General features: G+C 47.7%; 21 protein-coding genes, 1 other RNA gene, 2 pseudogenes and 1 other annotated feature. Of the genes and pseudogenes, 19 read left to right on the top strand and 5 right to left on the bottom strand.

Features of this window, described 5'->3' with window-relative positions; translation table 11 throughout:
• Window positions 1–150 precede the first annotated feature (150 nt).
• Together BVJ53_RS04205 and BVJ53_RS04200 are read left to right on the top strand one after the other, a co-directional pair.
• The gene (locus BVJ53_RS04205; RefSeq protein ID WP_129301296.1) at window positions 151–681 is read left to right on the top strand and encodes a hypothetical protein; all 531 of its coding nucleotides are present in this window, start codon (window positions 151–153) and stop codon (window positions 679–681) included.
• Window positions 674–1,495, top strand: coding sequence for a hypothetical protein (locus BVJ53_RS04200; RefSeq protein ID WP_129301295.1), 822 nt, complete (start codon window positions 674–676; stop codon window positions 1,493–1,495). Before BVJ53_RS04205 ends, BVJ53_RS04200 begins: the two co-directional genes overlap by 8 nt.
• A gap of 116 nt (window positions 1,496–1,611) precedes the next feature.
• Here BVJ53_RS04200 and BVJ53_RS04195 read toward each other — a convergent pair whose 3' ends face one another.
• Window positions 1,612–2,844 (bottom strand): MFS transporter, encoded by a 1,233-nt coding sequence (locus BVJ53_RS04195; protein WP_129301294.1) that lies wholly within the window; start codon window positions 2,842–2,844, stop codon window positions 1,612–1,614.
• A gap of 166 nt (window positions 2,845–3,010) precedes the next feature.
• Window positions 3,011–3,134: a sequence feature (ribosomal protein L10 leader region), on the top strand.
• A 31-nt stretch (window positions 3,135–3,165) separates the two neighbouring features.
• Between BVJ53_RS04195 and rplJ the strand changes: the two genes are divergently transcribed.
• Window positions 3,166–3,672 carry a 50S ribosomal protein L10 gene (gene rplJ / locus BVJ53_RS04190; RefSeq protein ID WP_129301293.1) on the top strand — a complete coding sequence of 169 codons (507 nt, stop codon included), beginning with the start codon at window positions 3,166–3,168 and terminating at the stop codon, window positions 3,670–3,672.
• Window positions 3,673–3,713: 41 nt separating this feature from the next.
• On the top strand, window positions 3,714–4,082 hold the full coding sequence (gene rplL / locus BVJ53_RS04185) for a 50S ribosomal protein L7/L12 (protein WP_010492057.1): 369 nt from the start codon (window positions 3,714–3,716) through the stop codon (window positions 4,080–4,082).
• A gap of 162 nt (window positions 4,083–4,244) precedes the next feature.
• Here rplL and prsA read toward each other — a convergent pair.
• The 3 genes and pseudogenes from prsA to BVJ53_RS04170 all read right to left on the bottom strand — a co-directional run.
• A pseudogene (prsA, locus tag BVJ53_RS15285) lies at window positions 4,245–4,404 on the bottom strand (peptidylprolyl isomerase PrsA); the annotation flags it as partial.
• A gap of 40 nt (window positions 4,405–4,444) precedes the next feature.
• Entirely contained in the window at window positions 4,445–5,380 is a 936-nt protein-coding gene (locus tag BVJ53_RS04175; protein ID WP_129301292.1) for a LacI family DNA-binding transcriptional regulator, read from the bottom strand.
• 112 nt (window positions 5,381–5,492) lie between these two features.
• Window positions 5,493–5,906 (bottom strand): transcriptional regulator, encoded by a 414-nt coding sequence (locus BVJ53_RS04170; RefSeq protein WP_129301291.1) that lies wholly within the window; start codon window positions 5,904–5,906, stop codon window positions 5,493–5,495.
• A gap of 304 nt (window positions 5,907–6,210) precedes the next feature.
• Between BVJ53_RS04170 and mprF the strand changes: the two genes are divergently transcribed.
• From mprF to BVJ53_RS04090, 15 genes and pseudogenes are all read left to right on the top strand, one after another.
• Window positions 6,211–8,820, top strand: a complete 2,610-nt coding sequence (mprF, locus tag BVJ53_RS04165) for a bifunctional lysylphosphatidylglycerol flippase/synthetase MprF (RefSeq protein ID WP_129301290.1) — start codon at window positions 6,211–6,213, stop codon at window positions 8,818–8,820.
• Window positions 8,821–8,906: 86 nt separating this feature from the next.
• Complete coding sequence (locus BVJ53_RS04160) at window positions 8,907–9,503, top strand: class I SAM-dependent methyltransferase (protein WP_129301289.1); 597 nt, start codon at window positions 8,907–8,909, stop codon at window positions 9,501–9,503.
• Between the two features lie 57 nt (window positions 9,504–9,560).
• Window positions 9,561–9,887: a hypothetical protein gene (locus BVJ53_RS04155; RefSeq protein ID WP_129301288.1), complete on the top strand. Its 327-nt coding sequence runs from the start codon at window positions 9,561–9,563 to the stop codon at window positions 9,885–9,887.
• Between the two features lie 314 nt (window positions 9,888–10,201).
• Window positions 10,202–10,681, top strand: a complete 480-nt coding sequence (gene tadA / locus BVJ53_RS04145) for a tRNA adenosine(34) deaminase TadA (protein ID WP_129301304.1) — start codon at window positions 10,202–10,204, stop codon at window positions 10,679–10,681.
• 16 nt (window positions 10,682–10,697) lie between these two features.
• Window positions 10,698–10,784: signal recognition particle sRNA small type (ffs, locus tag BVJ53_RS04140), an RNA gene on the top strand.
• Between the two features lie 204 nt (window positions 10,785–10,988).
• Window positions 10,989–12,689 (top strand): DNA polymerase III subunit gamma/tau, encoded by a 1,701-nt coding sequence (dnaX, locus tag BVJ53_RS04135; RefSeq protein ID WP_129301286.1) that lies wholly within the window; start codon window positions 10,989–10,991, stop codon window positions 12,687–12,689.
• 16 nt (window positions 12,690–12,705) lie between these two features.
• Window positions 12,706–13,014, top strand: coding sequence for a YbaB/EbfC family nucleoid-associated protein (locus tag BVJ53_RS04130; RefSeq protein WP_049171649.1), 309 nt, complete (start codon window positions 12,706–12,708; stop codon window positions 13,012–13,014).
• A gap of 92 nt (window positions 13,015–13,106) precedes the next feature.
• Entirely contained in the window at window positions 13,107–13,706 is a 600-nt protein-coding gene (recR, locus tag BVJ53_RS04125; RefSeq protein WP_129301285.1) for a recombination mediator RecR, read from the top strand.
• Entirely contained in the window at window positions 13,706–13,969 is a 264-nt protein-coding gene (locus BVJ53_RS04120) for a YaaL family protein (RefSeq protein WP_129301284.1), read from the top strand. Before recR ends, BVJ53_RS04120 begins: the two co-directional genes overlap by 1 nt.
• Window positions 13,970–14,211: 242 nt before the next feature.
• Window positions 14,212–14,858: pseudogene (tmk, locus tag BVJ53_RS04115) on the top strand (dTMP kinase).
• A 42-nt stretch (window positions 14,859–14,900) separates the two neighbouring features.
• Complete coding sequence (locus tag BVJ53_RS04110) at window positions 14,901–15,230, top strand: cyclic-di-AMP receptor (protein WP_129301283.1); 330 nt, start codon at window positions 14,901–14,903, stop codon at window positions 15,228–15,230.
• Window positions 15,230–16,207: a DNA polymerase III subunit delta' gene (holB, locus tag BVJ53_RS04105; protein ID WP_129301282.1), complete on the top strand. Its 978-nt coding sequence runs from the start codon at window positions 15,230–15,232 to the stop codon at window positions 16,205–16,207. Before BVJ53_RS04110 ends, holB begins: the two co-directional genes overlap by 1 nt.
• Before the next feature lie 4 nt (window positions 16,208–16,211).
• The gene (locus tag BVJ53_RS04100; protein ID WP_129301281.1) at window positions 16,212–16,550 is read left to right on the top strand and encodes a DNA replication initiation control protein YabA; all 339 of its coding nucleotides are present in this window, start codon (window positions 16,212–16,214) and stop codon (window positions 16,548–16,550) included.
• A gap of 1 nt (window position 16,551) precedes the next feature.
• Window positions 16,552–17,412: a 16S rRNA (cytidine(1402)-2'-O)-methyltransferase gene (gene rsmI, locus BVJ53_RS04095; protein WP_129301280.1), complete on the top strand. Its 861-nt coding sequence runs from the start codon at window positions 16,552–16,554 to the stop codon at window positions 17,410–17,412.
• A 316-nt stretch (window positions 17,413–17,728) separates the two neighbouring features.
• Complete coding sequence (locus tag BVJ53_RS04090; protein WP_129301279.1) at window positions 17,729–18,472, top strand: acyl-[acyl-carrier-protein] thioesterase; 744 nt, start codon at window positions 17,729–17,731, stop codon at window positions 18,470–18,472.
• A gap of 101 nt (window positions 18,473–18,573) precedes the next feature.
• On the opposite strand, the gene BVJ53_RS04085 is transcribed toward BVJ53_RS04090, so the two are convergent.
• Window positions 18,574–19,554 carry an asparaginase gene (locus BVJ53_RS04085; protein ID WP_191983426.1) on the bottom strand — a complete coding sequence of 327 codons (981 nt, stop codon included), beginning with the start codon at window positions 19,552–19,554 and terminating at the stop codon, window positions 18,574–18,576.
• Window positions 19,555–19,668: the final 114 nt, after the last annotated feature.

Below are 19,668 nucleotides of genomic sequence, written 5' to 3'. Positions count from 1 at the left end.
AACCATGTCACAAGACGGCACGAACTCAATAAAGTCAAGTATTTGTAAAGCAAAATATTTTTGAAAGCTTATTAGCAACAGAGGTACGCGCGATTTCGTCATGTTAAGATTGAAAGCGTACACTGAAAAAAGCGAAGAAGGCAAGGTCTTATGAAGAAGATTACGGAATGGTATTACGGTATTTCACTTACAGATCGGTTTAAGCAACGAACTTATGATGCAATTATGGGTCATAACATGTTGACAGCAGAGCTGATGTTGCTGATTGCCAGTGCAACGGCTGTTTTTATTGATGCGAATAGTCTGAAAACGATCACGGCGAGCACGTGGATTCTGCTGCTCGTGACAGTTGTGATTGGCTTAATGAATACTGTCAGTTTGCACTATTACCGTCTGCAGGTCATTGAGGCTGATACACCCGAAGTTTATCGACAGTATGTTTGGATGGCAATTGCCCGCGGCGTTTTGTCTGCAGTCATGTTAGCCGTAACAATTTTTGCGATTGAAATGGCCTATGAAGCAGCGATGGAGATGAGCCCACTTCCGCGGTATTACTTGACTAATCATTTCTGGATTGGCGTGATACTGCCTATCGTTTATGGCTTTTGCAGGTTTGGTTATGCGTACTTACATTTGCATGGAACCTGGGAACGGAGGAAAGATGGCGGGAATCATGACTGATTGGCAACCGGAAATAGGTCGAAGGGTGACACCATCTGAGTTACAACTTTTGCTAAAGGACGAAGATCAATGGACTAGGCAGCTTTTCGGGAACAAAGCAGCAATTATACGTGGCTTCCCGCAAGTTGGGCCTCTGCAATATGCAATTGCGGTGTGGCAAAATCCGTATCATGCGCACGCAAGCTATTTTAACGTAATCGGCCGAAATTACCACATCAAGGAATTGATGCTGATGCTGAAGCAAATGGCCAATAAACACGATCGATTACAATTTAGCAGTTATGACGAGTCACCAGCCGTTGTGCGTCAGTTGCGTCGTGCAGGATTTCATGTCATTCGGCATACCGCAATGGGAACTTATCGAACACTAAAGTCAGTCCCGGTCACTAGTAACATCAAGTCGCGGTCTCAATTAACCCCATCTCAGTGGCAGGCTGTGGTTCGGCTGAGTTTTCAAGATTATCTGAGCACTCACACCGTTAATCCTGCCACCATAACACGAACCCAATTTGAAAAAGAGTTAAGTGGAGCTGATCCGCATCAACCGGGTTTTCTTGTTGAGGAAAACAACCTATTGGCCTATGTGTTCTGGTTTGAAGACCAGCCTGGGGAATTGACAAGCGCATGGCTTGGTGGCGTGCATAAGGCCGACACTTTGCGACTGATGCGTGCTATATTGCCGCTTATTCAAAAGAATTATCAACTGGTCAACGGTGAATTTGATGATACCGATCCTCATGCATGGATGGTTTATGGTCAACTGGCCATTCCGGATCCGCACCCACTTGTCACATGGCAATTGCGTTTGCACTAACGCTTAATGCCATTAAAAAACCGTAGCAAAAAGGTTCCGAAGACAAATTAACGTCTTGGAACCTTTTTTCGGCTATGCATATAGTGCCGCCTTTATTAACTGGATTAACCGAACGGCTATTCTTGTTGCTTTGGGCGACTTGACCAGATGTGCGGTATGAAGATCAGGACCATTGCGAGGTCAAGCGCGAGACATATCGCAGTGAAAATGAAAACACCGTTGTAATTGAAAATATTGGAGATAAAACCACCAGCCAATGAACCGGCCATGGAACCAAATGCCTGAGCGCTTTGATTCCAGCTGAAAACCGTTCCGGTATAGCTTACCGGTGTCAGTTTGGAAAGCAGGGTCTGGATGGTTGGAAAAAGCGCGCCATCCGAAACGCCGATCATGAGGCGGAGAAAACCTAGCAACCATATACTGCTGACGATGCCTTGGGGAACGTACATGATGACGGCAAAAATTAAGCCGCTAACCAGAATTTTACCTGATCCGATTCGATCACCTAATTGCCCTAATCGTGGTGCGGACATTAAGTTGGAGATTCCGGGTAGTGCAGCGATAATACCGGCAACAACAGTGATTGGTCCAACGTTATGCATTAATTCTTTTACATAAAGGCTGATGATCGGGTAGATTGACATGTTACCCAGCTGGATAATCGCAGTCGAAACAAGAAGAACCATGATGGCTTTAGGATTGCTGACTTGCGTAAGTAAGGCCGGACGTTTTTCTTTTTTCAGTAATCGCGGATCAGGTGTATAGTGTTCGTGCACCATCGTCAAGCTGAGAACAAATACGATCAGCAGTAGTGCACCGGTGATGATGAACGTCAGTCGGATCGAAAATGTTTGCGCAAGGAGACCGCCGAGAATTGGCCCGATTAAATTGCCGGAAACATATCCAGTGGTGAGAATACCGATTGCGGTACCACTTTTTGCTTTCGGCGTTTCGGTCGCAATCAAGGCACTGGCATTAGGAATATAGCCAGCTGCCAGCCCTTGCAAGAAGCGTAATGCAATTAAGGCATAGACGTTATGCACGAAACCACAGGCGCCGATAATAATTGCCATACCTAAGCTAGAGCGCAACAGCATGAGCTTGCGACCACGGCGATCCGCCAGTCGTCCCCAAAGCGGACTGACAATAGCGACGACCATGAATGTGACGCCAAAAGTAATGCCGGAATAAATGCTGAGCTGGCCTTTTGTAAAATTGCCGAGCTGGTCAACATATAATGAGATAAATGGCGAGACCTCACTGAAGCCCATGCCGGCGATGAAGGTACCAAGCCATAAGACAGCCAGATTTTGCTGCCATGGTTCGAGACTTTTAAGTTTACTTGGCAAAATCGCCAACTTCCTTTCAGAAAAATAGTTACCCAACTAATATAACGCAATCGTACAAAACGTGAAAGACATGTTTAATGAAGCAAACTTAAAAACATTGTCCCAAAATTTAAAATAAGAGGAAAAATAGTTTTGACATCCTTGATGGGTCATGGTACGCTATTCTTTGTGATTAGTCACTCTGCCTAAGACTCAGGGGGCGTAAAAGCCTTAATCATCCTGCCGAGGTGGTATCGGAAACATAAGATACCTCTATGTCTTGGTAGGCATGGAGTTTTTTTATTGCTGAAAACTTCAACCAAACTAATGGAGGTGAAAAACATGAGTGAACAAGCTATCGCAAAAAAAGCTGAACTCGTTAAGACGATTTCTGAACAATTCAAGAATGCTACCAGTGCTGTCGTTGTTGACTATCTGGGCTTAACGGTTGAGCAAGTGACCGCATTGCGTAAGGAACTGCGTGAGGCCGGTGTCAAGATGGAAGTCTTGAAGAACACCTACCTGCGTCGTGCCGCCGATGCCAACGGTTACGAAGCATTGGACGATGTTTTCAAGGGCCCTACAGCCGTTGCCTTCTCCAATGACGATCCTGTTGCCCCAGCGCGCATCATGGCCAAGTACGCTGACCAATTTGATGCTTTAAAGATTAAGGGCGGCATCATCGAAAACAAAGTTGCTTCTTTGGACACCATTATGGAAATGTCTAAGATGCCGGATCGCGAAGGTCTGTTGTCACAACTTGCTTCTGTCTTGCAGGCACCTGTCCGCGACTTTGCACTTGTTGTTAAAGCAGTTGCAGAAGCCAAAGACGAAGAACCTGCTGCATAATATGACGTTACAAACTATTTGAAAAAACGGAGGAAACAAACATGGCTTTAGATGTAGATGGCATCATTGCACAACTTAAAGATGCTTCCATTTTGGAACTCAATGACTTAGTTAAGTCAATCGAAGATGAATTCGGTGTTAAGGCAGCTGCTCCTGTTGCTGCCGGTGCCGCTGCTGGTGGCGATGCTGCAGCTACCAAGGATACCTATGACGTTGAATTGACCGAAGCCGGCCAAGAAAAAGTTAAGGTTATCAAGGCTGTTCGTGAGATCACTGGCCAAGGTCTGAAGGATGCCAAGGGTCTGGTTGACGCCGCTCCTAAGGTTATCAAGGAAGGCTTGTCTGAAGACGACGCTAACAAGATCAAGGAACAGCTTGAAGAAGTTGGCGCAACGGTAACACTCAAATAATTAAGCTTCATTTTCAAAAAGGCACCTTGCTCAATACAGTCGGTTATGAAGGCTGTGGTTGAGCAGGGTGCTTTTTTGATGTGGATGAATTGACTGGTTTTATGGAATCGGTACCATAAGCTTCGAGGTAAAAGTCCCTACCTTAACAAGGATCCATATGAGTTATTCCTTTGCGACAATTTGCTTGTAGCTATCCAGGACCGTCCGAGAGATCTTTATCTTTGATTGTCACGTACTGGTATTTCAACACCTGACTAATAACCCGCTGCACGACGCTGGTGTTACGCGACCATTTTGCGTAAACACTGACTGATTGCGTTTTTGGATTGCTTTATAGGTTGATGAGCGCTGGCGACTAAAGGTTAATGGCGAAGAATTAAGTCCGACTGAATCACCGTTTGCGCTATTTCTGCGCGTAATGCCAGCTTTAACGCCGCTGCGCCGATTGCCATGACGTGGTGATCAATGGTGCTCATGTTCAATAAATGACTGGAAAGCTGATTTTCCTGACCCATCAGTGGTGGGATGGGGAGATGATGATCAACAAAATATTGGCGTACGCCGGCTGCAATATCATCCCCATTACCGAGAATAAAATCGGGATGTTGTGGCGCCAATTTGGCACCGGCTTGATAACCATCTTGAAAGGTTCGCATTTGGTAGACAACCATTGCGTGCTGGGGCCGCTGCTTAAAAACGCTTACGTAACTATTAATGGTCAGCTTACTAGTGGCACTTTGCGCGTACGGACGGCTTAACAGTAACCCGATTTTGACATAGTCGTGTTTTTGCATCCATCTAAAAGCTGCTTGGTAAGCGGGGGTGCGATCAGCGTACGCGGCGGCTAGTTTGATGCGGCCAGGGTTTTCGCAAACGACGATGGGACCATATTTTTGGTAAGAAGCAATGGTTGTCAGACTAAGTCCATGGGATGTGAAGATAAGACCATCATACGCTTGCCGACGTAGCGCTTCGAGGTAGGTTTCTTCGAGTTTCTGGTCATATCGTGAAGGCAGTATAACGGCGTGGTAGTTGCCGGCCATTGCGGCGTTGAGAATGCCGGCAACCAACTGCTGGAAATAGGGATGGTCGGTGTGTGGCAAAATAACACCAATCGTGCGCGTTTTACCAGCGCTCAGGTTTTGCGCCATGGTGCTGGGGACGTAATCTAGCTTATCAATCACTGATTGGATTTTGGCACGTGCTGAAGTCGAGACATAAGGATGGCGATTCAAGACACGGGAAACCGTTGCCGTTGAATAGCCTGAAAGCCGCGCAATATCGTGAATATTTGCCATATCATCATCTCCGTATTCAGTATAACAGAGCCGCTTTTACAACAGGCAAAAGCCGGCATGCGGCTGGTGGATAGCACCACCAGGCATGTCGGCTTATTGCATTGAACACCTTTTAGGCAATCGCTGCGGTAGCGCTTTGGGTCATGCTTTCCAGGGTTTGGTCGGGATCATTAGCTGCCGCAATGGTTGCCAGCCACTCGTGGATGGTAACATCATCGGTTGCAACCGGCACAAGCAACACCACGGCGCCACTGATTCGGTGATTAGCCGCCCATGGAAGCTGTTTGCCAAAATCAAAGCCGATCACAAGCGGTTCGGTCAGTGCGCTGACATGACCATACGTCAGCACCACCTGGTCACCGATTGTCTGAGTTGACTCCGCAGCACTGGCAAGCAACGAACTCAATACTTCCTGATAGTCAAAATCATAATCGTTCGTCAACTTCAGTGCGATGGCTTTCAAAGCTCCGATTTGCGTGTCTTGATAGACGGAAAGTTCTGGATAAAAATGTGTTTGCATTAACATGATGGAACCTCCTTAATGAATCGTTCTGGGACTTTCATTAACAGATGTGATTTGCATTGGTACAACAACTGGTGTAACAATGGATTTTTCGATGGTGATCGTACCTATTTGTTATTTCCTTACTGCAAACACAGTGTAATTTGTGTAACGCGTTTCAGGTCAAGCGTTTTTATTCAAAAATTTTGGTAGTGCTTTTAACTGTCAGTGCAATCTTACACTGTCTTACAAAAAAGTCAGAATGAGTGCGACTGACGCAGGTTTTCCCTATAATGAATGAGAAGACAGGCACGGAGGACACAAAAAAATGAAGAGACTCTTTCGGGAAGTCGGTACTTTTTTAAAAAAACATCTCACAACGCTAAAGGTGCTATTTGTGTTGGCAGTCCTGGTGTTTGTGATTTTTGAAGTCGGGCGAATTAGTCAGGATCTAAATGGCGAACAGATGCGCGCCAGTCTCACTACTCAAAGTCCGATCTCTTTGTTGATTTTGTTGGTGGTTGGCTTGATTGCCGTCACACCAATGCTGACTTATGATTTTGTGATCACGGAACTGCTGCCGGGCCATTATAAACGCAGGTATGTTGTGAAGTCCGGCTGGATTGTCAATACCTTTACCAATATTGCCGGTTTTGGCGGCTTATTGGGTGCCAGCTTGCGCGCTAATTTTTACCATGAAAAGGCGACGCAAAAGCAGGTTCTATTTGCCATTTCAAAAATTGCGTTGTTTTTGCTGGCTGGTCTGTCATTGTGGTCCATGATTGGCATTGTGGTTATTTTCGTTTTCGGTATCGGCGCAGAATTTTCGAATTACTGGATTTGGCTGGTTGGTGGTGCCGCTTATTTTCCGTTATTGATGTTGGTAACCCATTTTCGGAATAGTGAATTTTTCGCAGACATGCCATTGAAGCGGCAGCTGCGCTTAACTTTGGGTTCCTTTCTTGAGTGGGGCAGTTGTGCCGCTTTCTTTCTGCTGATCGGTTATTTTCTTGAAGTGCATGTGCCGTTGCTGTCGATCTTGCCGTTGTTCATGGTGGCTAATGTTATCGGGGTTGTTTCAATGGTGCCCGGCGGCTTGGGCTCATTTGACGTCTTAATGATTGTCGAGCTTGGTCAAATGGGACTCGATAGTAACGTTGCGGTTGTTTGGCTTCTGTTTTATCGGCTGTTTTACTATGTGATTCCGTTTCTGATCGGTGCTGGCCTATTTGCGCAGGATGCAGGGAAACGACTGAATGCTTATCTTGAAGGTTTACCGGTTCAACTGATTCGGAAGGCAGCATTTGGTTTTCTGGTCGTATTCCTGTACTTTTCAGGGATTATGCTGCTATTGCGTGGTGTTGCGCCGGATCTTGCTTTTCGCAACACACTTTATCAGCGACTTTATCCATATACTTTCCTATTCCTGGATCGAGTCACCAATGTGGTTGTCGCCTTTTTGATTCTCGGATTCGGGCGCGGCATAGCGAGTCGCGTGAAGCGGGCTTATTGGCCGACAGTGATCGTTTTGATTGTCGCGATGGTAGCCTCCTTGCGCGAAGACAATCATTTACGGTTTATCCTTTTCCTGGTACTGGTCGTCGTGGCGTTAATCCTGACGCGTCGTGAGCTAACCCGTGAGCGTCTCGCATTATCGTGGGGGAATAAGCTGATTGACGGTGCGGTATTTGGCATGACTTTTATCTTTTATGCGTTTGCTGCGTTTTACAATGCGCCGGCAATTCACCATCGTCGGGTGCCGGATGTGTTTCTTTTCCCATCGGAGCGCATGTTCTTTACAACCCTGATCGGTGTCATGCTCGCAGCGTTGACGGTCTATTTAATCTTTCGATATCTATCGGCGCCGACCAAAGACTTGGCTGATCCTTATGACGAGGACCGGTTGAAGGCAGTGGTTGAAAAATATGGTGGCAATGAAGTTAGCCACCTAGCTTTGATGCGCGATAAATCATTACGATTTTATCAAGTCGATGGCGAGGATCGGGTTTTCTTCCAGTTCAAGAAGAAGGCGGACAAGTTGGTAATCATGGGCGAGCCGATTGGGGATGAGTCCCAGATGGCCGCTGCGATCGACGATTTCATGAAAGAAGCCGATAAGCAGGATATGTCGCTCGTGTTCTATGAAATCAATGAAAACTTAACGATGAAGCTGCATGAGTTCGGGTTTGATTTTATGAAGTTTGGTGAAGAAGGCTATGTCGATGTGACGACCTTCACGCTGGTTGGCACAAAACGCAAAGGCGAACGCGCCTTGATGCATAAGTTTGAGCGGGAAGGCTATACCGTCGAGTTGCTTAAGCCACCGTTTGATGACACCTTAATGCACGAATTAAAGACCGTGTCTGACTCTTGGTTAGACGGGCGCAGTGAGAAAGGCTTTAGTCTGGGATTTTTTGACGAGCATTATCTGAATGAGGCTCCAATTGCAGTGGTGCATAGCCCAGAAGGAAAAATTGTGGCGTTTGCGTCAGACATGCCAAGTGGTAATCATGAAGTCACGAGCATTGATTTGATGCGCTCAAGTGCCGATGCACCGTCTGGTATTATGGACGAGGTCTTTATCAATCTGTTCCGGTTGGCAAAGGATCGCGGCTACAAGTACTTTAATATGGGGATGGCACCGTTGGCGAATGTCGGGACGTCGACCTATTCCTTTGTTGAAGAAAAAATTGCCCATCTGGTGTACGAGTATGGCTATCGGTTTTACGGATTCCAAGGGTTGCGTTCCTATAAAAATAAGTATGTGACCGAGTGGGTACCAAAATACGTTGCTTATCGTAAGCGGACGTCATTACTCTTCACGCTATTGCAAATTATGATGGTCGTGAACCAAAAAGTGACCTTCACGACTTCTAACAATTGGTGGCCGAAACGATTGGCGTGGGTCAGCCGTCTCGGTCAAGGAATCGATAAGTAGCCAGTTAATACGAATAAAAGTGCGAAAAAGTAGCCCTCACGTGTAAAATACTGATAGTGCTAGGCAAATAGGAAGGCGGCTTATCCATGCAGCATTATTATACGAACGATCCTGATTTAGCCCATGACGAACACAGTTTTGATTTTGAACTTGGAGGACACGTTTTACGCTTTACGACCGATAGTGGTGTGTTTTCAAAACATACGGTTGATTTCGGCAGCCGGGTTTTGATAGCCAGTGTTTTAGCGGCATCTTTGCCTGAGGGGTCGATATTGGACGTGGGTGCGGGTTACGGGCCAATTGGACTTGCGCTGGCCAAGCATTTTCCAGAGCGGCAAATTACCATGAGCGATGTGAATGAACGGGCACTTGCGTTAGCCAAGCAAAATGCTGCTGATAATGGGATTGCCAATGTGACGATCCTCGAAAGCTCAATGTACGACCAAATTGACGGACAGTTCGGCGTCATCGTCACCAATCCGCCGATTCGAGCCGGAAAAACAATTGTTTCCGGGATTCTTGCCGGAGCAGCCGAACATTTGTTGCCAGGTGGCCAGTTATTCGCGGTAATCCAAAAGAAACAAGGCGCACCATCAGCCTTGAAGTTAATGAAAGCGACTTATAAAACGGCAGAAATCATTAGAAAAGAGCATGGTTATTACATTCTTAAGGCGAGTAAATAACAGTTTCAATACTTGACGTGGTAAACTCGTAGTAAGGATAGAAAGGAGCAGATTCATATGACTAAATCTAAGTACTTAGCAGCAGGTGCCATTGCGGCGGCCGTCCTTGCAACCGGTGCGTTTGTTTGTGCCAAAAGTGTGACAGAATATTTTGAACGCAGGCAACAACGCAAGCAGGTTGAAGGCTTTGTGAAGAAGATTTTCGGCGACAGCGATCGGGTTCAGAGCATTCTGGATAAACTGAGTGACGAAGACGTTGCCAGTCTGCTCCGGGTCAGCGACAAGCTGCGCAGCCTCAAAGACAGCGCCACCGAATACGCCGGATCGGCACGCGAACAAGGCATGGCTGCGCTTGATCGGTTAAAGAGCGCTTTGAATCGCTAAACAATTGAATGGTGATTATCATCGAGTTTGCACAGTGCATCATTCAAGCCTAACAAAGACGATCGGGTCCGCGAATTTTGGGACTACGATCGCCTTTAGTGTTTATATTTTTTGTGTAACGATGGATTAAAACGTGAGTGCCAAGGCGGAGCAATCGTAGGTAGATGGGGCTCAGCTGTGTCCACCGCTCTAGCTTCGCGTCGCTACTCCAGCTGGCTGGAGATTGCGGAGTTTGGCACGACAATTAGTCCTCTCGTAAAAATGGAGGCAAGTTTTACGTGGCCGAGACCGTAGAATCAGATATAAACCAATATATGGATGCCGCACTAGCCGAAGCAAAAAAAGCCGCTGCGATTGGCGAGGTGCCGATTGGCGCTGTAGTTGTTCATGATGGCCAGATTATCGGCTGGGGCCATAACCTGCGTGAGACTTCCCAAGATGCAACGCAACACGCCGAAATCATCGCCATTCAGGCAGCCTGCCGTAAACTTGGTACCTGGCGTCTGGAAGATTGTCAGCTATTTGTCACACTGGAGCCTTGTCCCATGTGTGCCGGAGCGATGATCAATGCCCGGGTTGCCACGTGCTATTTTGGCGCAACCGATCCCAAGGCAGGTGTCGCCGGAACTTTCTACAACTTACTGGAAGATTCGCGGTTTAACCATCAAGTTGCCGTGGTTGGCGGGGTCAAAGCCGAGGCCAGCGCCGAACTGCTGCAAAGTTTTTTCCGAACCATTCGTGCAAAACGAAAAGCTGCGAAACAGGCTGGTCAAACGCGAAAAAGTCGGGTATAATGGTTTTTGCCGTAAGGCCTTAAGGCAATGGTGACTTTCCAAATTGTGTCAGGTCCGGAAGGAAGCAGCACTAAGGTAAGTTCGTCATGTGCCTTTTGTTATTGAGAAATTAACCGGTCGCTCTCGTCAAGAGGCGGCCGTTTTTGTTGCCATCAAGTAAGGCAAATTTGTTCCGAGCTATGGTAAACTAGAACAAGGTTTTGCCGTCCTCTGCGATGAGTGGTAGACGGCAACATCAAACAAATCATTGTTTGATAGCATTCAAGTGAACCTGTGGCATCCGCAACAGGTTGAAAGGGGCGTTAAGGTGAGTTATCAAGCGTTGTATCGGGTCTGGCGCCCGCAACAGTTTCAAGATGTCATCGGTCAAGATGCGATTACCAAGACACTGAAGAATGCGTTGATCACCGGACAGACAAGTCACGCCTATCTTTTTACCGGACCGCGGGGAACCGGAAAAACGTCCGTTGCCAAGATTCTGGCGAAGGCGTTAAACTGTCTGCATCTGAAAGATGGCGAGCCGGATAATACCTGTGAAATCTGTCAGGCGATCAATGATGGCAGTCTGACCGATGTAATTGAAATCGATGCGGCCTCTAATAATGGGGTTGATGAAATTCGTGATATTCGGGATAAGGCAAAGTATGCCCCAACGCGTGCACGCGTTAAGGTCTACATCATCGATGAAGTGCATATGCTTTCAAGCGGCGCCTTCAATGCTTTGTTGAAAACGTTAGAGGAACCACCTGCACATGTGGTCTTCATTCTGGCGACCACTGAGCCGCATAAAATTCCGGCGACGATTATTTCCCGAACGCAGCGCTTTGATTTTCGCCGCATTACGCCGGAAGACATTGTGAAACGCATGCGCTTTATCCTGGATGATAAAAAGATCACTTATGATGACGCTGCGCTCAAGGTCATTGCTAAGGCAGCTGAAGGCGGCATGCGTGACGCTTTGTCCATTTTGGATCAGGTGCTGAGTTTTGGCGATAATCATGTTACCACCGAAGATGCCCTGGACGTTACCGGTGGCGTTACAACTGCAGTTCTCGGCAAGTATCTGGCAGCAGTGCTCGCCAAGGATCATGCCCAAGCGTTAAAAATGATTGAAGATTTGCTGGCGGCGGGTAAAGATGCTGGCCGACTCATTGAAGATTTGATCGAATACTTGCGCGATTTGCTGGTCAATCAGCAAGCACCATCTTTACTAGGGGATTTGGAAAAGAGTCTGCTAGACGATCAGTTCAAAATTTTAAGTGAAAATTTCAAGCCGGCGCAGATTTATCACATGATTGATGTGTTGAACAATACGCAGCAACAGCTACGAATGACCAATCATCCAGAAATCTATTTGGAAGTAGCCACGGTTCGGCTAAGTGAAACCGTCACGCCTGCTGCCGCACCTGCAGTTGCAGAGCCGGCCGACTCACCTAAACTGGACCGGCTTTCGGCTAAAGTCAAACAATTGAGTGAACAATTCAAACGGGTAGAGGCAAATGGCGGCACAGTGCCACCGCCAACCCGCACAAGGAAGCATGTGAAAGCCAAAGCTAGCCATGTCAACCGCAAGGCCATTTATCCCATTCTTGGCGCGGCCACGAAGCAAGATTTAACCAATTTAAAGGATGTCTGGCCAGATTTGCTGGGGATGTTGAGCATCACTAAACGGGCCATGATGAAAGTCAGCGAGCCGGTTGCCGCCAGTCCTGATGGCGTGATCGTCAGCTTTGATTATGATATTTTGGTTGAACGGGCCATGAATGATGCCGCGCTGATGACCGAGTTGGAAAACGGATTACAGAAGCTGACCGGCAAACAGCCTAAGATCGTGCTGGTTCAAAGCGATGTTTGGCCAACGATCCGTAAAGATTATATTCAGGAACTTAAAGCACCGGCGACTAAAGGAAAAAGCGCCGACGCCAAGCCAAAAACGTCACCGCTTGTCGACAAGATGACTGAACTTTTTGGTAAAGATGCACCTAATGTGACTATCAAAAATGACTAGAAAAGGATGATCAAATATGCGTGGAATGGGCAATATGCAAGGTATGATGCGCCAAATGCAAAAGATGCAAAAAGAAATGCAGGCGGCACAGAAGGAACTTTATGCAACGGAATTCGAAGGCAAGTCAGCGTCTGATATGGTCACGGTTAAGTTCACCGGTGAGAAGGTCATGAAAGATATCCAGATCAAGCCGGAAGCCATTGACCCTGACGATCCAGATATGTTGCAGGATTTGATCCTTGAGGCAGTTAATCACGCGATGAGTGAGATTGATAAGCAAACTCAGGACAAGTTAGGTAAATACACCCGCGGGCTTCCGATGTAGCAAATAAACGGTACACCACCAGCACGACCAAGCTGGTAGATGACGACTGCGGCTACATGATGTTTTGAATGTTTTCAGCAAGAGGGATAAGTATGCAATATCCGGAACCAATCAGTAAATTGATTGACAGTTATATGCGTTTGCCTGGTATCGGGACGAAGACAGCTACCCGACTGGCCTTTTATACGATTGATATGGACAAGGATGATGTGACGGCTTTTGCCAAGAGTCTGGTGGCAGCTAAAGAAGACCTGCATTATTGCTCAATTTGCGGCAATATTACCGACGAGGATCCTTGTTCGATCTGTCGGGATAAAAGTCGCGACCAAAGTACGATTTTAGTCGTTGAGCAACCTAAAGATGTGATGAGCATTGATCGGGCTCAGGATTATCACGGCCTCTACCACGTCCTTCATGGGGTGCTTTCGCCGATTGAAGGTCGGGGACCGGAAGACCTGAACATCGCGAGTCTGTTGAAGCGATTAAAGACGAACACGGCTGTCAAAGAAGTGATTATTGCGACAAATGCCACGCCTGAGGGTGAAGCTACGGCACAGTACCTTGCCCGACTGATCAAACCGGCTGGCATTAAGGTAACGCGGCTTGCTCACGGACTGGCAGTTGGCAGTGACATTGAATACGCCGATCAAATGACGTTAATGAAGGCCGTTGAAGGAAGGACTGAACTGTAATGTTTGGACGCAAGCGGATCAAGGTCAAAGAGGAAAAAGACGAAGAACTCATGATGCTTGTTTACCGGGTTCGTGACCAGATGGCAGCTCAGCGCAAGCTTGTTGCGACTTTCCGCGAAGTCGACGAAGAGACGAAATCACAGGTAGCGCTTGAAGCCGCCTTGTTTGATTTTCTCTACCGTGAAGCACGTACTCGCAAAATCAAAGGCGAGGTTGTTGCTAAGATCGCCGCCGAGCAGATTGCAGAGTTTAGGGATTTGTAAAAGCGCCTTAGTCATGGGCTGCGCTCCACGTTAAACAGACCATAAGATGATTTTGATTCACTGAATATAGCTTTTCGATTGACGGCAAATGGTGATGATCGCACGATAGGATCGGCCATGGCCGTTTTTCTTTTTTAGCAGCATCGTTGGTCAGTTTTGAAAGTTCATCGGTGAAGATAAATTTTTAATTGTGAAACATATCAAGTAAAATAGACTTAATTCTAAAAAAGGAGCGGCATATCGTGACAGGGACGTTTATCACATTTGAAGGCCCGGATGGTGCGGGGAAAACCAGCGTCTTGCAAGCGTTAATTCCAAAACTCAAAGCGCAATCACAGGTTTCCTTGCATCTCACCAGAGAACCCGGAGGCGCCAAGATTTCCGAAAAGATTCGTGACGTGATCCTTGATCCAGCTAATACGGAGATGGATGCGCGTACCGAAGCATTACTGTATGCAGCTTCGAGGCGACAGCATTTGGTAGAGGTGATCAAACCGGCACTTGCACAAGGTGATATTGTTATCTGTGACCGGTTTGTCGATAGTTCCGTTGCTTATCAAGGTGGTGGTCGGCGAATCGGTACACAGGCGGTTTTGCAAATGAATCAGTTTGCAACGGCCGGGCTTGAACCGGACTTAACGATTTACTTAGACGTGCCGGTGCAGGTTGGTTTAGATCGGATTGCGGCCCATCAACATGAGCGCCAATATGATCGACTCGATCAGGAAAGTCTGGCTTTTCACGAACGCGTTCATTCAGCTATATGAAATTAGTGGAGAATAACCCAAAGCGCATTGTCACGGTGGACGCCACGCAGCCGCTAGCGTCAGTGGTGACGGCAGCACAGGCAGTGATCAAGCAGCGGTTTTCGTCATTGTTTAGGGACTAACCGCGCTAGATCACGCTCACCTTCCAAGGAGGTTAAATTATCATGAAACTCATTCTTGCAATTGTTCAGGACAAAGATAGTAACCTACTCAGCAGTCAATTTATAGATGCCAATATTCAGGCAACTAAATTATCCACAACAGGCGGTTTTCTGAAGGCGGGGAATACGACGTTTATCATCGGAATTGCGGATGACCGGGTCAATGACGTGTTGAAAATTATCAAGGAAACTTCGCAGACGCGGCAACAGTTTATGACCCCACCGGTTAATCTTGATGCGACATCAGACAGTTCCATGGCCTATCCAGTAGAAGTTCAAGTCGGCGGCGCCACCGTCTTTGTCTTGCCGATTGAATCCTTTCACCGCTTCTAATGGCTAAGTTTTTGATTGACTCGTTGCAGCCCAAGTTAGTCGCCCAGTTTGCCCGAATCATTGACCGCAAACAACTGGCCCAATCCTATTTGTTTGTGGGGCCAAAGGGTGCCGGTAAGTTGGAACTGGCTGAATGGATTGCCTTGCGCCTTTTTTGCCAAAATGTGCAAGACGGTGCTCCCTGTGGCGAATGTCCTGAGTGTGAGCGGATTTTGAATCACAATCATCCGGATGTGATGGTGCTCAAAACCAGCACACAAAGTATAAAGGTTGATGATATTCGCAACTTGAAACAGGAAATGAGCAAGACTGGTGTCGAAGGTAATCAACGGGTGTTTATTGTTGAAGATGCTGATAAAATGACGGCAGGAGCGGCTAACTCACTACTGAAATTTTTTGAAGAACCGGTTCCGGGCATGACAGTGGTTCTCACCGCATCATCGAAAAACCAACTTTTGCCGACAATTTTATCGCGAGCGCAAGTGATTACGTTTCAAAGCCCGGATCGGCAAGCGGTGATTGCCAAATTAGAAGAAGAGGGAGCCAGTCCGCAATTGGCGCGTGTTGCTGGCCGGTTAACTGGTAATGTCAGCGAAGCTCAGGACTTGTTGGCTTCCGAGGACTTTCAGGACCGAGTGAATCGCGTGTTTCAGTTGTTAGACCGCTTGGCTGACCGTGATTCTGAAAGCTTTGTGCGGGTGCAGACCCAATTAATGCCGGTTGCCAAGGATGCTGCGGCACAACGTCAGGTTTTAGCGCTGATCGGCTTGGCATATGCCGATGCCTTGAATCGCCATTTTGAAATTGCGGCGACGCAACAACTGGCTATTCCGGCGGTTGCTGAGTTGGCGAAGTTATCGAGTCGAGAACTGACCGATGATTTGCAGGCCATTTTAACGGCCCAGGTGCGCTTGGGACAGAATGTGACGTTTCAGTCGGCGACAGAACAGTTAATGCTTAAACTCTTAGAAGGGTGATCTTGTGGAAAAGAAAGAACTGTACGATGGTTTCCTGGTCCTTGAGAAACATGCCCAGCAGATGCTCAAGGAAATTGCAGCGATGAAAGACGACATGGCGGAGGCGCTAGAACGTAACGCGGAACTTGAAATCGAGAATAAGCATCTACGTCAGCATTTGGCAGAGCTGGAAAAAGATGACAACAAAACTAGCGATGGCGGCGTCGAGTTATCCAAGTCGAAGCAGAATCTGGAAAGCCTCTACAACGAAGGATTCCACGTTTGCCCGATGTTTTATGGCCAACGCCGCGTTAATGACGAGCCATGTGCCTTTTGTCTTGATATTATTTATGGGGAGAATTGATTTGGAGCAGCAACGAAGCTTTGGGTCGCATACCACCGGGACTTTGTATTTGGTGCCGACGCCGATCGGAAATCTGGATGATATGACTTTCCGGGCGGTCGAGATTTTGAAAACGGCTGATTTAATTGCCGCAGAAGATACGCGCCATACGCAAATGTTGTTGAATCATTTTGAGATTGCGACTAAAACCATTTCATTTCATGAACATAATACCCAAATGCGCATTCCGGAGTTGTTGACGAAACTAGAATCCGGGCAGATCATTGCTCAGGTGAGCGATGCTGGCATGCCGTCGATTTCCGATCCCGGCAAGGAATTGGTCCATGCGGCAATTGAACACGGTGTGCCGGTGGTTCCGTTGCCGGGGGCCAATGCGGCGACAACGGCTTTGATTGCCTCTGGATTATCGCCGCAGCCTTTTTTGTTTTATGGGTTTCTACCGCGAAAAGCCGGCGAAAAGCAACGTGTTTTGGCCAAATTGGCTACTGAATCGGCAACGCTTTTGTTTTATGAGAGCCCGCATCGAGTCGAAAAAACCCTTGCCGCAATGGTGGAAGTTTTCGGCGATCGTCAAGCTGTTTTGGCTCGGGAATTGACCAAAAAGTTTGAAACTTTCATTCGTGGCACGATCACGGAATTGCAGGCATATGCGGCGAACGAGTTGAAAGGCGAGTTTGTGATCATGGTAGCAGGCGCACCGGATAAGCCAGTTGTCAAAAGCGAGGCACCCTTCAAAGACCAAGTGGCCGCCATCGTTGCCACCGGTGCTAAGCCAAATGCCGCGATCAAGCTGGTTGCTAAACAAAACGGGGTTCCTAAACAAGTGGTCTATGATGCTTATCACAAACTGGGCAGAGCGTGAACTGGGCCGGTTAGAAACCGGAGTGTAAGCGGCCTTGGGCGTGATGGCCCGATCTTGGCCATTGCGACCAAGGTCCTTACATGCAGACTTCTGCGGCAGTGAACGCGTTTAAGGCAGAGCGTGAACTGGGCCGGTTAGAAACCGGAGTGTAAGCGGCCTTGGGCGTGATGGCCCGATCTTGGCCATTGCGACAAGGTCCTTACACGCAGGTTTCTGGCCCAGTGAACGCGTTTAAAGCAGAACGTGAATCAGCACCAGTAAGAGCGTTTTACATCTAATAACAGGAACAAGTCGAAACGAAAGAGAAGGGATTTTCATGGGAAAAGTCTATGAAGAAGATTATCGCATTCCAAGCTTTCTGGGTGATCGGTTTGGCCGTGCGGGCTTAGCCGATATGATGAATGTGATGCTGGAAGTGTCTGAGCGGCAGTTAGAGAAGCTGCATGCTGGCATTGATGCCATCAGTGAGTTCCACGCAGGTTGGGTGATCACCCAGTATCACATGGAAATCCAGCGTATGCCGAAAATCGAAGAATTGTTGCGAGTCGGTACCGAAGCCACAACTTACAATAAATATTTTACTTATCGTGATTACTGGATTGACGACGCGCAAGGCAATCGGCTTGTTTCCGTCAGCAGTAACTGGGTCATTATGGATTTGCGAACGCGTAAAATCGTGGACGTCATTCCTGAACTCGTTGAACGCGTTGGTGCGGTTTCCGATCGTAAAATTAACCGGTTTCCTCGATTCAAGAAGGTTGATCACCCGGATGGCGAGGAGACTTTTCATGTGCGCTATTTTGACATTGATAGCAATGGCCACGTGAACAATGCCCATTATCTGGAGTGGATGGAAAACAGCCTTGGATATGACTTTTTAAGTTCGCATGCCTTGCGTGGTGCTGACATTCGTTACGAGCGCGAAGTGGCGTATGGTACGAGCCCAAATGCCCAATTTCAGGCCGATCCGGATGACTCGATGCGAACATTACATCGAGTCATTACCGATGGTGAAGTGAACGCCGAGGCCCAGATGATCTGGGATGACTTCAAAGCATAAGTGATTGCATGACGCATATTGAAGTATCAAAAAAGCAGCTCTAGGGGCACCGCCGATGCGCACGCGGCCTAGAACTGCTTTTTTCATATGTTTTACGTTGATCAACTCACGGCATTGTCAACGAAGTCGGCGAGTGCCTGGCCGCGCTTGCCATCACTCAGACCAACCTGCAGCTTAATGCGGGCTTTCTGGCCGTTGAGTCCTTGGCAAAAGATGATGCCCATTTTTTTAAGTTGAACGCCGCCGCCTTCGTAATTGTAGACGGCTTGAGCAACGCCATTGAAGCAGCGGGAAACCAGTACGATAGGCACATGCCGGTCTAGCAGCCGCTGAATAGCCGGCAAGGTGGCTGGTGGGAGATTACCGGCGCCGAGCGCTTCAATCGTCAAACCGTGGATATCTTCCGGTAACGCGTCAAACAACGTGCCATCCATTCCTGCGTATGCCTTGATTAAGAAGACGTGGTCGACAAGGTGATCAATGGCGCAGACTTCTTGGTTGATTAATTCCTGAAAGAAGCGCACGCCATCTTTGGTGACAAGTCCAACCGGCCCGAATGTCGGCGTCCGAAAAGTTGCAACGTTGGTGGTGTGGGTTTTGGTAACAAAGCGTGCGGTATGAATTTCATCGTTCATGACGACCAAGGTACCCTTGTTACGCGACTCGTCGCTGGCAGCTGTTTTAATCGCGCTTTGCAGATTCTCCAGTCCATCGCTGCCAATCTCGTTACTGGAGCGCATGGCACCGGTAACAACGACCGGCATGGCGGAGTCTAACGTGAGGTCTAAAAAGTAGGCGGTTTCCTCTAAAGTATCAGTGCCGTGTGTAACGACCACGCCGTCAGCACCATCTTTTTCAGCCTGGCGGACGCGTTTGACTAAGGTGAGCATTCGCTCGGGGGTCATGTGCGGCGATGGTAGATTAAAAATCTCCTCACTGGTCAGTTCGACGCCGGCTGGAACAAAACTATCGGCGCCAAGTAACGGGTTATGCTCGCTGGGCATGATGTCACCATTCCTGGTTTCAGTCATGGAGATAGTGCCGCCTGTATGTAAAACAAGAATGTGTTTGGTCACGGTCAAAGCTTCCTTTCAAAGGTTATCGAAACTTATTATACGGGGTTTTGGGCGTGAGTCTATGCGCGAGAATGATATTATCGCGACTTTTGGTGGGTCAGAGATATTCTTGCGCCCATA

The sequence above is a fragment of the Lacticaseibacillus chiayiensis genome, from assembly GCF_004123795.1.
In the GTDB taxonomy this organism is placed as follows: domain Bacteria; phylum Bacillota; class Bacilli; order Lactobacillales; family Lactobacillaceae; genus Lacticaseibacillus; species Lacticaseibacillus chiayiensis.
The sequence above is the reverse complement of the archived record's forward strand: the minus strand, read 5'-3'. Positions and strand labels throughout refer to the sequence as shown.

Coding starts and splice junctions, on each gene's coding strand:
- BVJ53_RS04205 (WP_129301296.1), top strand. CDS start 151: ATGAAGAAGATTACGGAATGGTATTACGGTATTTCACTTACAGATCGG.
- BVJ53_RS04200 (WP_129301295.1), top strand. CDS start 674: ATGACTGATTGGCAACCGGAAATAGGTCGAAGGGTGACACCATCTGAG.
- rplJ (WP_129301293.1), top strand. CDS start 3,166: ATGAGTGAACAAGCTATCGCAAAAAAAGCTGAACTCGTTAAGACGATT.
- rplL (WP_010492057.1), top strand. CDS start 3,714: ATGGCTTTAGATGTAGATGGCATCATTGCACAACTTAAAGATGCTTCC.
- BVJ53_RS04175 (WP_129301292.1), bottom strand. CDS start 5,380: ATGGCAAATATTCACGATATTGCGCGGCTTTCAGGCTATTCAACGGCA.
- BVJ53_RS04170 (WP_129301291.1), bottom strand. CDS start 5,906: ATGTTAATGCAAACACATTTTTATCCAGAACTTTCCGTCTATCAAGAC.
- mprF (WP_129301290.1), top strand. CDS start 6,211: ATGAAGAGACTCTTTCGGGAAGTCGGTACTTTTTTAAAAAAACATCTC.
- BVJ53_RS04160 (WP_129301289.1), top strand. CDS start 8,907: ATGCAGCATTATTATACGAACGATCCTGATTTAGCCCATGACGAACAC.
- BVJ53_RS04155 (WP_129301288.1), top strand. CDS start 9,561: ATGACTAAATCTAAGTACTTAGCAGCAGGTGCCATTGCGGCGGCCGTC.
- tadA (WP_129301304.1), top strand. CDS start 10,202: ATGGATGCCGCACTAGCCGAAGCAAAAAAAGCCGCTGCGATTGGCGAG.
- BVJ53_RS04130 (WP_049171649.1), top strand. CDS start 12,706: ATGCGTGGAATGGGCAATATGCAAGGTATGATGCGCCAAATGCAAAAG.
- recR (WP_129301285.1), top strand. CDS start 13,107: ATGCAATATCCGGAACCAATCAGTAAATTGATTGACAGTTATATGCGT.
- BVJ53_RS04120 (WP_129301284.1), top strand. CDS start 13,706: ATGTTTGGACGCAAGCGGATCAAGGTCAAAGAGGAAAAAGACGAAGAA.
- BVJ53_RS04110 (WP_129301283.1), top strand. CDS start 14,901: ATGAAACTCATTCTTGCAATTGTTCAGGACAAAGATAGTAACCTACTC.
- holB (WP_129301282.1), top strand. CDS start 15,230: ATGGCTAAGTTTTTGATTGACTCGTTGCAGCCCAAGTTAGTCGCCCAG.
- BVJ53_RS04090 (WP_129301279.1), top strand. CDS start 17,729: ATGGGAAAAGTCTATGAAGAAGATTATCGCATTCCAAGCTTTCTGGGT.